The 12,236-nt window shown below is 46.2% G+C and carries 8 protein-coding genes; 5 read left to right on the top strand and 3 right to left on the bottom strand.

The window, feature by feature from the left end:
* Positions 1-52 precede the first annotated feature (52 nt).
* Positions 53-361: a hypothetical protein gene (locus ABIE27_RS04815; RefSeq protein WP_151458063.1), complete on the top strand. Its 309-nt coding sequence runs from the start codon at positions 53-55 to the stop codon at positions 359-361.
* A 386-nt stretch (positions 362-747) separates the two neighbouring features.
* On the opposite strand, the gene ABIE27_RS04820 is transcribed toward ABIE27_RS04815, so the two are convergent.
* Positions 748-2,403, bottom strand: coding sequence for an extracellular solute-binding protein (locus ABIE27_RS04820; RefSeq protein WP_429350016.1), 1,656 nt, complete (start codon positions 2,401-2,403; stop codon positions 748-750).
* Between the two features lie 20 nt (positions 2,404-2,423).
* Positions 2,424-4,763: an AraC family transcriptional regulator gene (locus tag ABIE27_RS04825; protein ID WP_123063878.1), complete on the bottom strand. Its 2,340-nt coding sequence runs from the start codon at positions 4,761-4,763 to the stop codon at positions 2,424-2,426.
* Positions 4,764-4,984: 221 nt separating this feature from the next.
* Here ABIE27_RS04825 and ABIE27_RS04830 point away from each other — a divergent pair, with 221 nt between their 5' ends.
* The 4 genes from ABIE27_RS04830 (at position 4,985) to ABIE27_RS04845 (ending at position 11,443) form a co-directional block, all read left to right on the top strand.
* Positions 4,985-7,585 (top strand): S-layer homology domain-containing protein, encoded by a 2,601-nt coding sequence (locus ABIE27_RS04830; protein ID WP_429350247.1) that lies wholly within the window; start codon positions 4,985-4,987, stop codon positions 7,583-7,585.
* Between the two features lie 186 nt (positions 7,586-7,771).
* Positions 7,772-8,389, top strand: a complete 618-nt coding sequence (locus tag ABIE27_RS04835; RefSeq protein ID WP_429350017.1) for a hypothetical protein — start codon at positions 7,772-7,774, stop codon at positions 8,387-8,389.
* 261 nt (positions 8,390-8,650) lie between these two features.
* Positions 8,651-10,276 carry a rhamnogalacturonan lyase B N-terminal domain-containing protein gene (locus tag ABIE27_RS04840; RefSeq protein WP_123063881.1) on the top strand — a complete coding sequence of 542 codons (1,626 nt, stop codon included), beginning with the start codon at positions 8,651-8,653 and terminating at the stop codon, positions 10,274-10,276.
* A 186-nt stretch (positions 10,277-10,462) separates the two neighbouring features.
* Complete coding sequence (locus ABIE27_RS04845) at positions 10,463-11,443, top strand: SMI1/KNR4 family protein (RefSeq protein WP_123063882.1); 981 nt, start codon at positions 10,463-10,465, stop codon at positions 11,441-11,443.
* 115 nt (positions 11,444-11,558) lie between these two features.
* Here ABIE27_RS04845 and ABIE27_RS04850 read toward each other — a convergent pair whose 3' ends face one another.
* Positions 11,559-12,056 carry a DinB family protein gene (locus ABIE27_RS04850; protein WP_123063883.1) on the bottom strand — a complete coding sequence of 166 codons (498 nt, stop codon included), beginning with the start codon at positions 12,054-12,056 and terminating at the stop codon, positions 11,559-11,561.
* Positions 12,057-12,236 lie beyond the last annotated feature (180 nt).

A 12,236-nucleotide genomic window follows, 5' to 3' on the forward strand; every position in this document is an offset into this window, starting at 1 on the left:
CGGCATGGGCTGGAGTGAAATGAAATGAAATGGTACTTTAATAAGATGTGTTGTGTTGGAAGTCCATGAGTATGTATGTGCGAGCACAACTGGTGAAGAAGAACATGAGAACCATGTTAAGCGGAAAAAAAGGATACTCAGCCCTTATTTTTACTATCGCTATGGTACAAAGGCACAATTTGAACAGGCGAGACAGCGATACGTTGCGAGTCTAAGTGAAGTGCAGAAACAGCAGTATGACGAGGCGGTCATCAAGTTTCAAGAAGATGTAAACAGTCCGATCAAGCGTGGAAAAGATTGGGCATATTTGACGGTGGTTAAGAAGGACGGCTGTTTAACCGATAGACATAGCCTGTTTTAAAGTTTAATTATGATGAAGCAAGACCCGCTTCCTATACATGGACATGGACACAGTCTGATTTTCTAAAATGAGAGGATTTGAAATATGACACTCACACCTTTGATTCTAGCTATAGTTGCTGTATTTAGTTATTTATTTATTCATTTTTTCTCGAAAGTTATTAATCCTCAGGCTTCAGCAAAAAATATTATTTGGGCTAGTGTCAGTTTTGCAATTATTGTTGTTCTGTTATTTGTTATGTTGCTGCTTATTCTAACGCAACACAAATAAAACTATGAATATAGTTTATTTGATGGAGATGTAACGAGCCTATGACGCGCTATATGCGCGTTTTTGGCGTTTCGGCAGTGTCAGTATATCTGTGGAACGTTTTAATTTTGACTGTGCTAATGCTTCCACGCATTCGCTTCCTTCACCACTTCTGTACCGCCTGCGGACATGAACTCCTGTACAAACTCATCAAATTCACGGAGTGGTCGCTCACCTGTAATAAATGAAATGTAGGCTTTGTTCTTCAACCGGATCAATGAATCGCTGTATTTAGCCAGAGCGGGGGTAGCGACCTCCAGTACGTTATAAATGCCGTTCTGATCGAGGTGTAGCGTTGAAGCCCATTGTTCGCGTTCTCCCGTCTCTTTCAGCGGAACCGTCATGCCGATATTGGCGCCAATCGTATTCTGATACCCGAACATGGTGTCATACGGCGGCATAATAACGATGTTCCGTGGCTCGGTAGGTGTCCAGACCCAATGTTTATTTTGCACGCCGTAGACCATACTTGCTGCTTTATCTGAATCAGGGTTTGCACTCACCTCATCCAAAATACGCAGGATCATCTCCAGCTTGCCCGGCTCCTTGACCGCATCCGCTCCGATCGCGTTGAAGCTCATTAACATGTCATTGCCTTTCGAACCGCGTTGTCCATGAGGCCCAATGAAGGGTTGGCCTAATGTAACCTGAGCTTCAGGGAACTTGGCCGTTAATTCTTTTACATTAAATGTTGCTTGGACTGGACTTTTTACCACTTTACCGCCACGTTCAATATGCCAATCCTCATAATCGCCATCCTGAATCCAGTGGTAGTAGTTCCCCATCGAGGTCATCCCGATTTTACCGTTAATAAACGCATGGGACAGATGTTTGTAACCACCTTTATTCTCGCCAGTAACAAACTCGGGATCGATTACACCGTCCTTGTACCACTTCCGCAGGTAGGTCAGTGCCTCCTTCATTTCGGGCTGTAACGCACCAATAACTTTTTTCCCGTCCTTCGTACCGAAATACAGCTGGTCTGCAAAAACAATCTGACCGAAGGCTCCGAATACCACATTCATGCCTTCGCTGGATAAACCATAGGTGTCCTGGATGCCATTGCCGTCTGGATCATCAAAGGTCAATGCATAGATAACCTTCTCGAATTCCGCCAGCGTCTGCGGAACGGACAAACCCAGCTTGTGAAGCCAATCCTGTCGATATACCACCGGTGTACGATAGATGTTCGTTGGATTGATGACAGGGATGCCGTAATACTTGCCGTCTATAACTCCTGCATTTTCATAGGCCGGGGCTTGTTCATGGATGATACGCATGAGATTCGGAGCATACTGCTTCAGCATCTCTACCGGGATCTCGGCTAGCACTCCTTGCTGCTGGTATTTCAATAGATCCTGCGGCTGACGGATACGAAATAGGTCGGGAATGTTACCTTGGGCCAGCTTCATATCGAGAAGCGACTCGTATTTGTTGTTTTCCATATTCCAGATGTCCAGATTTACGCCAAATTGCTCTTCTACCTGTTTCAATATTTCGGCATCTTGCGGAACGGGCAGATTTTGATGCAACGTCCACGAGATGTGATATTTGGCTTTGCCCGAAGGAGTGGATGACGTGCCGGCGGGCTCTGATTCGACCACGGCACTGGGTCCGTTCAGCAGATTACAGCCGCCAACAATAACGCCCATCAACGTCAGCAGTGCCGTAGTCAGAAACACCCGATAGCGATAAGGAACTTTCGCTCCTGCCTTCTGTTCCTTCACTTTCATCCGATCCATCCTCCTCATCCTTATGATCTGGCCTCGGATATTGCTGCCGAAGAGAGATTGCGCACATAATTGCCTGGCGTACAGCCGTACATTTCTTTGAATCGTTTAATGAAATATGCGGTTGTACCGTAACCAACCGAGCTTGCAACACGGTCAATGGTCATGTTGTTGTTTTCAATCAACAGTCTGGCCTGTTCCATCCGCCTTGATGTGACATAGTCGGTGTAGGTGACACCCATTTCTTCTTTAAAAAGCTTGCTCAGATACTTGGGACTAAGGAATACTTTGCTTCCAACAGCCTCAAGTGAGAGGTCGTCCGAAAGATTGGCTTCAATATATTGCTTTGCTAGTTCGATGGTGGAGACAGCTCGATCACTGTTACGATTCTCGGTTTCTTCTATAAATGTGGTGATCGATGCTGTCAGCCAGTTACGGTATGCCAATATATCATGCAGATTTGTATATTCGTGATACAGATCAGGGTGTCCGAACTGCAACGGGTGCTTATAACGCACGTTTTTGGCTGCATCCGAGTAGATAAACACCATATTTGACAGGATAAAATGGCAATAATCCGCAGGGAACTGTCCTTCCCGCATATGTTCAACCACTTGTTCGATAGTGCCTACAGCCTCATCTAGTTGCCTGCTCTGAAGCTTGTCTCTGAACTTGGCCAGCAAAGTCTGCGGAATCTCGTTCAGGCTGTGCTCGCGCTGAAGCAGAGAATGGTCTTTCAGAATGTGCAGCTCTGGCAAAAGATAAGCATATTTCATCAAGGCTTGCGCTTCGTTGAAGCTCAGATGAATATTACGGAGATCCTTGACCCAACAGCCTGTAGACAGCTGAATGTCTGGTTGCAACTGCTGACGTGTCTCTGCGAGCAGCAGCTCGGCGAACTTGTCCAGTAATGCTTCTGAAGCCACATCGGTACATAGAATGACGGCAAGTCGCTTATCCGGCAGTTCTTCGGCAATGAGACGGCTATCTTGCAGGGACAAGCATTCCAGCCCGTGCATCAGTTTGGCAATGGTCTCAGGCTGTTTGGATGAGCCACTTGGAGCAATCCCTGCACCGGTATTCATCAGCATACAGCAGTATTCCTTGTATTGTCTTGCGATACCTAGAGCGGCACGTTCCTCTTTCCATGGCCTGTGTTCCGGATTACCTTGCAAAAGGTTAAGCACAGCTTTGTGCCTTACAGCCGCACTGTTCGCATGTACAGTCTCTTCAAGATGATTTACTTGCTCTTTGAGATGAAGAAAGGCGTTGTCGATCAGGCGAAATTCATTGGTAACTGGATGAGATGCGGTCCCCGAAAGATCTTTAATGCGGCCTACCAGTCGTTTGATCGGACTGTAATTAGCACGTACAAACACAGCGGATAAAATCAACCCGATCAACAGTGCAATGAGACAGATCCCAAGAATAAGTTTCTGGATCATGATGGACTGTTCATAGTAATAGCTGGATGGCGTGGCACTGTAGATCATCCAGTGAGTTGATGGTAGCGTTTGATAGGAAACCACATAAGGCGCACCCCCAATCTTTTCGTCGAAGCTGCCTTTGGTGTGGCCTAGCTCAAGAGCCTTTTTGAGACTTGCCGCGTACATATCAGACTGCTCGGAACTTTGTTCTTGCAATCGACTCACTGCATTCCCGGCAGCATTGACGATGACGGTATGTTGATATTGGGAAGGCATCATATTCTCGATGATGGTATTTACAGCCTCTTCTTTTACATCTATGGCGATAATGACATCACTGGTTTCCCCTGTTGAGCGAAAAGGATAGCTGTGCGCATACGTAAACAAACCATTGGTATTCTCGTTTGTCTGACTGGAGAAAATATCCTTTGGAATATGACGTGCCGGCGTCCATAGACTGTTATGTTTACTGGTACGCATCTCCTGAAGCCAGTCCGCATAATACACAGACCCTTCGCTCTGATCTGCGTTATAGCGAAGTCCATAGAGGGAGGAGAGCATAACGTTACGTGCAGGATAATAGAGATGAACGCCTTGCACAATATCGGTATTGGCGGCAACCTTGGCTTTGAGCAGTTCTTGCAGGTCAACCACCTGATTTAATCCGTTTCGATCCTCCTGATCGGCAAAGAGACGAATGTTGGCTGATTTATTAAGAGAAAGGTCAACATACATCTGCTGCACCCGCTTGAGTACGGTTCCTTCAATAGTACGTGCTGTATTTTCAAGAATCAGCTGATTCTTATTTCTTAATTCTTCATTGTAACTGCGTGAGAAATAGATATAGAAAAATGAGCAGATCAGCAGCACAATAACGATGACGATTGAACCATAAGACAGGGCTAGTCCCGCCCATGCAGAGCTCCACTTTTTCATCAAACATTCCTCCCGGCCCAAATTATACACTACCCGAATTCAGTAAGGTTCACGATTTATATTAACTTCATGTAAAATGTTGAGGATTTATGATATTGCGTCGAAATTGATACAATGACGAAATTGTTTTATTGCTGGTTTTGCGGCCCCAATGCTACATTGAGACCGTACCGAGACCAACTATTAAACGATGGGAGTCGACAAATTTGAAAACGAAAGTGATCAAACGCAACAAGAAGAGATTGTTCGCCGCAGCGATGGGAGTCGTTCTTTTATCCAACACCTTTGCCGCAAGCAACGTGCTCGCTGCATCGGATGAGACAACCATTCCATTGCCACCTCAACCAGAGTGGGGATATTTTGTAGACAAATACAAAAATAACACGGGTGCAGGCATGACTCTTGATGGCAATCCGGCAATAGGTACTCTCTCGGAGTTTCTTAAACTATGGACACCGGGATCTGCTTGGGATAACGGTACCAAGCTGAATGAACAGGTATTGAACTACAATATTGATTACGTGGAAAACCTTTCTAAAACGCGTACCGCAAAAGATGAAGAGGAAGCTTATTATACCGATCGAAGAAACCAGACATATGGAGCAGTTGAAGGGCTTGGTGCATTAACAGACGTATATCGTGAGATGTCCGGAACGGTCACTTCTATTACGTATATTCCGCAAGAAGCACTGACAACGAAGTTTACAGATACGAATGATTCCAACAAAGGAGGAAACTCCGATTCTGAGCTTGGGAAAATGGTGGATTTGGTTGGCAAAGTGCGGGGGGACTATGCCTCAACACAACAAGCCAAGAAATTCTACCAATATATGAGACCTTTCCGTTGGAAAGATGATTTATCCATTATTGTACCTACACTTAAAGCTGTGAGAAGCAGCACTCCAGAATCTGATGGCGGATTCCCAAGTGGGCACACCAATGCCTCTTACCTTGCAGCAATTGCACTGGCTTATTCTGTTCCTGAGCGCTTTCAGGAATTAATGACACGTGCATCTGAAATGGGAGATGACCGGATTGTGGCCGGCATGCACTCCCCGCTTGATGTTATGGGAGGTCGTGTACTGGCGACGGCATTTGCAGCTTCGGCTTTGAATGATCCAGACAATCAACAGTTGAAACAAGATGCGTACAAGCAGGCACATGATGTCCTGTTGAAACAAAATGGAACAGCAGAAGATCGTTTCACGGATTATCAAAAAAATAAAGAAGAATACACTCAACGTTTAACATATGGATTTCCGCAGATCGGTTCAACGAACGAACCTGTTGCTGTCCCTAAAGGCGCAGAAGTACTGCTTGAAACCAGACAGCCTTACTTGTCCGATCAGCAACGTCGTGCAGTACTGGCGACAACAGCTATTGCTTCCGGTTATCCGGTATTGGATGATCCAGAAGGCTGGGGACGTCTTAACTTGTTTGCTGCTGCAGATGGATACGGCGCGTTCAATCATGACGTGAAAGTAATGATGGATGCGGCTAAAGGCGGATTCAATGCACAGGATGTGTGGAGAAACGATATTTCCGGTACAGGTAAATTGACTAAAGATGGCAGCGGTACCCTGAAATTAAGAGGCAACAACACGTATTCCGGTGGTACAGAGATCAACGGAGGTACATTGGAAGGCGATACGGCTTCGGCATTTGGTACAGGTAACGTTACAAACAACAGCGGTACAGTGACCGAAAGTGTATACGGAAAATGGAACATTGAAGGAAACTTCACTCAAGGATCAACAGGGGTGCTGGAGCTGAATGTAGCGACAGCTTCAGATGTACTTGATGTGAAGGGTGCGATTCAGGCAGCTGGAGAGTTGGATGTGAATTTTGGTAACGGTTATGTACCGGGTGCGGGAACGTTCACACTAGTTACTCATGGTACGAACCAAAGAACGGGTCAATTCTCCTCGGTTAAAGTCCAAGGATTACCGTCAAAATACAGCACACAAGTTGTATATGAAAGCAATCGTATTGCTTTAGTTATCACAGATACAACCAACACAGGTACTACACCGGGAAATGGTGGCGGCGGTTCTTCGACTGCACCTTCAACAGGCACACAGCCTAGCCCAGGTACAACGACACCATCAACAGGAACGCAGCCTAACCCTGGCACAACGACGCCATCGACGGGAACACAGCCTAATCCAGGCACAACGACAAGTCCGTTCAATTCCGGAGTTGTTAACCCGGAAAGTTTACTGAAAACAGTAAGCGATGCTATTGCGGCAACCCAAAATCAACAATTCGCCGTTCGTGATATCACGAGTCACTGGGCTAACGAAAATATTAACATTGCCCTGAAACTGCGTGTCGTTAACGGTTATGAGAATGGATCGTTTAAGCCGAATGCTCCTGTAACACGGGCTGAATTCACAGCAATGATTGCACGTGCTTTTGGACTTAGTGAAAATAAAGCAGCAAATAGCTTCAAAGATGCAGGTTCTAACTGGGCTGCTGGATATATCGGAGCTCTGGCAGATAAGGGTGTAATCGGTGGATACACAGATGGCTCCTTCAAGCCGAATGCAACGATCTCTCGTGCCGAGATGATTGCTATCATTTCCCGTGTTATCAATCTGAACGCGCTGGCTACGGATGCTCCAACTAAATTCAGTGATGTAAAAGCCGGAAACTGGGCTGCTGAAGCGATTGAACTTGCTTCATCCGCCAAGCTGGTTAATGGATTGACGGCTTCCGAGTTCGCGCCTAACGGCAAATCAACTCGCGCTGAAGCAGTAACGATCATCATCCGTGCGCTGGAAAGTGACAGCACAATCAAATCATTGATTGCAGGTCTGTAAAATTAGAATCTCATAACAACTCATTGTATCTGAGTAGATCAAGATGGCCGGAGCGGTTCGTACACACGAGCCGCTTCGTTTTTTTTTGTTGTGAATGATGCTGTAGACATCTATGTCATCTGAGTTTGTAGTAAAATATGGATGATTACCTGTACGAATCTAACTTACGTAAAGGGCGGGGAGAAGATGAGTCGACTGACTAATAGCGGATTCTACAAAATCAGGTTTTGGATCACACCGGAAGAATGGGGTGAGATCCTGGAACTGTTTAAGGAGCGAGGAGCTTCATTTATTTCAACGAATTATGCCAAGACCCCATATGACAAACAACAGGTGCTTCAGGCATATAAGCAATTTTATGATTACTATGCAGCTACTGAGAAGGCAACAGATTACTTCCCGCACTTTGTATATTCGATCGTACTTACTGTGGATCAGGGAATGGCTGGGTTTTTCGTCAGAAATGAAGGTATCAGTTTTCCCTATCGTGAACAATGGGCGGTGGATGAGCTGCCTAGCATTATGATTTCGCTCCCCAAAGATATCCGAATTCAAGCCGAAAGTGGAGAAGGAACAGATTATACGTATGAGGATATCAGGGAACATCGGCCTTTCACTTATAAGTTGTACGAAGAACTGGTGAGTGAGATTAAAAACAGAACACAACTGCTGCGGTTTTCGGTACTCGAACCAGATGGTTTACAGGTGCGAAAACCTTCGGTGCGTATTAGCAAGAAGGCTGCCGAGCAGATCAGGAGTGGCTGGATTTTTAATCAATACGAGCTTGTAATGGACACCAAATAAGAAAGAGAAGTATTCAAACAAGATAGGGACGAGAGGCTTACCATTGTGTAAATATGTAATATAATGGTATTATAATAATGAAATTGTAAGAAAATTATATCACAAGGTGTTTTGGGAAAGGGGGTTAATACGCAACGAAGTATTGCAACTATGAGGTACACATCAAACGATGTGGCACTTCAAAATACACCGAAGAAGGTTGAGCATACATTTAAATGTAAGCGCTTCATATTTGGGGGATAGATCAGGAGGGATATTTACATGACTCAACGTTTGGTAAAAAAATGGACGAGTATGCTGCTGTTCATCGCCATGGTTGCTTCCGTTTTTGCTTTTCCTGCTTCAAAGAGCCATGCAGCCACCATTCAGGTGACAGACAATGGTTCCCGAATCGAGGTAAATACCGGGTCGGGACTTGTGTATGTGGTCAATAAAACGAATGGAGATATCATCTCGGCCAAGATGAACGGAACGGAGCTGAACAGCAATAGAGGATCACACATTGGTTCAGGTTTAGGGTCATCCGCGAATGTGACGTGGAATAGATCACCTTCGGGTTCAACGGTATTAATCACCGTTTCTACCAGTACATTAACCCATTATTATGCTTCGCGCGGCGGCGAAAACATCATCTATATGGCCACCCATATTACGGCACAGCCGTCTATTGGGGAACTGCGTTATATTTTCCGCGGCAATGGGAGTGTGCTGACCGGTGTGCCAGTGAACTCGAATAACCGGGGTAATACGGGGGCGATTGAAAGTCAGGATGTATTCGGATTTGCGAATGGACAGTCAGCCTCCAAATATTATGGTAATGATCAGGCGAAAGACCTGTCTGTCCGAGGGGTAACGGGTAACGGAGTAGGTGTATTCATGGCGTACGGCAACCGAGAGAAGAGCTCAGGCGGGCCTTTCTTCCGTGATATTCAGTTCCAAAGCGGCTCTGAAACCGAAGTCTATAATTATATGAACTCGGGACATGCCCAGACGGAGAACTGGCGTCTCGGCCTGCATGGTCCCTATGCACTTATTTTTACAACTGGAGGAACACCTGCGGTACCTGATTTCAGCTGGATGTCGGGATTAAATCTGCAAGGATGGGTGACCAGCCGAGGTAATGTGGTGTTGAATGGACTTTCTGGCATGGAGGCAGGTTATGCCTATACGATTGGGTTCGCGAACAGCAACGCTCAGTATTGGGCAAATGCCTCTTCGAGCGGTGCCGCTACCAAGTACGGCATGATTCCGGGAACGTATACCATGACGGTATATAAAGGTGAGCTTGCTGTGTACACGGAAAATGTAAACGTTACCGCAGGGCAAACCACAACCGTAAATACCCGCACCATTACCAATGATCCGAGTAAAGCCTCCAGTATCTGGCGGATTGGGAACTGGGACGGGACACCACGGGAATTCTTGAACGGTCAGACGATTCCGATTCGTCATCCTTCGGACAGCCGAAACCCAAGCTGGGGGCCGGTGACGTATACTCCAGGCAGTGCAACGAATCGTTTTCCGGCTATTCAATTCCGGGGCCAGAACTCGCCTACAACGGTGAATTTTAACTTGAATGCAGCACAAGCATCTTCCTCACATGTGCTGAACATCGGTATTACGGCTGCATACATTAATGGGCGACCAAGTGTAACTATTAATGGACGCACATTAAGTAATCCAGCCCCTTCCGCTCAGCCTAATTCACGCAGTTTCACCATCGGCACGTACCGGGGCAACAATACCACCTTTAGCTGGAATATTCCCGCGTCACACTTTGTTAACGGTGCAAATACGATCAGCATTACACCGATCAGCGGCTCCAGCGACTTGGGGAATTGGTTAAGTGCAGGTTGGGTGTACGATTGTGTGGAACTGCTGAATTAACGAAGAAAGCTATAGCTTGAGTGGCCTGACTGAATGGATAACATGAGGTTGGGCTGCTTTTTTATGATTTTCAGGTTAAAATGTGCTTCTTACTCGGTCGGGTTCCCTCTTCGCTGGAGAAGCGGTTCCGTATAGTGGTATAATTTTCAATACATAATGATGAGAAGAAGGAACGGAGGCACGATGATGAACGAAGAGTTACTGGAACAACTGGAAACTTGGCATGAGCAAGACGAGTACGAGAAGATTGTAGAAGCCGTGCAGGAGATTCCTGCGGAAGAGAGAGACTACGAGCTAGTGAATCACTTGGGCAGGGCCTTAAACAATCTGGAGCGATATGAAGAAGCCGTGCAACAATTCCTGACCGTGGCCGAAGAGGGAGCAAATGACCCGCTCTGGCAGTATCGGATTGGACTGGCTTATTACTATCTGGAACAATATGATAAGGCGGAGCAAGCTTTCGAACGCTCCGACGAGCTGGAGCCCGGAGATGAGGATACACTGGAGTTTCTGGAATGGATTCGAAACCGGGACGATGAAGATGAGTACGAAGAAAATGATGAGGACGTTACGGGTGAAGAGAATGAAGATCGCACGTTGGAAAAGACAGCTGCCGAAGAGTCACCTGCGGTAATCTCATCTATATCTGTAGTTCATGTTGATCCACCCGTCCCGGTATCGGGTGAGTTCTGGAATGACAGCGAGCTGGCTCTGGAGCAGTATGTGTCCGATCCACCAAGTGATGGCTTGATCGAATCGGTGGAGGAGCAGTTGGTATTCCGCTTGCCTGTCTCTTATATTGAGATGATGAAGGAACATAACGGTGGCATTCCGTATAACCGCTTCTTCCCGGTGACGAATGAAGGTTCGGGAGAGACCGGGTATGTCGAGATTGAGGGGATATTAGGTATCGGCCGTGAAAAGCGCCATTCCCTATGCGGTGGAGAAGGCAGCTGGACCGTAATTGAACGTGATGGTTATCCCGAGATTGGTGTGGTTATTGCCAAAGCCCCTTCTGAAGCAGGCGTTGTTATGTTGGACTACCGTTCTTTCGGGAATGATGGTGAGCCAGAGGTCGTGTACGTAGATAAAGAACAGCGTGTAATTACTCCCCTCGCACCGAACTTTGAGACGTTTATTCAAGGGTTAATGCGACCAGAGGTTTAATGCTTTTTATGCAATAATGTTATATAGAAGATAAGCCGCAGGGGCTTGACCCTTGCGGCTTATCTTTTGTAATGAAGAATAGCTCGACATAAATCTGCGCTGCACTTTTAAACTACTATGCTGGGAATCCGCCGCCTGGAGGTGGCCATGCGCCATAGAAACGGCGGAGCAATACAATTTCGCCCAGATGATATGAGTTGTGTGAAGCGATATTACGTAATAATCCGCCCTTTGTTTCTCCTGGGAAATAGAGCAGTGGATCATTCAACTGGGCCGTTTCTGCGATGGATACCGCTTGATCAATACCGCTCAGGAATGCCTGAATATCCTCTTTCCACGTTGCTTCATCCTGTGGGGCTGTCTCCACTGGCCAGCTTTCGCTTACGCTTGCTGGCATCTGCGGCTTGCGCCCTTCCACATGCTCCAGCATGAAATTCTGCCAGTAGTGCATATGTTTGACCAATTGGTAGATGGTATAAGGCATGGCCTCGTGTGTACGTCCTGCAAGTTCGACATCAATATCCGGTAGTGCTTTGGCGATACGAATATGTCCGCGCTCTCCGACCAGGGATTTCACCAGAGCTTGTCCAAAACTTTGATTAACATCTGACATGTGCAATCTTCCTCTCTGAAGAACAGGTCTCTGACCTGCCACTTTATATATTATACAATTAAATTGTGAGAAATTAAAATCGGTTAAACACTCCATCTTTTTTTTAGGTTACCTAGGATCAAAGATCATGTATTCCCCAAATTTTAATTATTCCTAATGTTTCTTTCGTATGTTAGTATA

Origin of the sequence: Paenibacillus sp. 4624, assembly GCF_050435065.1 — a bacterium.
Lineage (GTDB): Bacteria > Bacillota > Bacilli > Paenibacillales > Paenibacillaceae > Paenibacillus > Paenibacillus amylolyticus_D.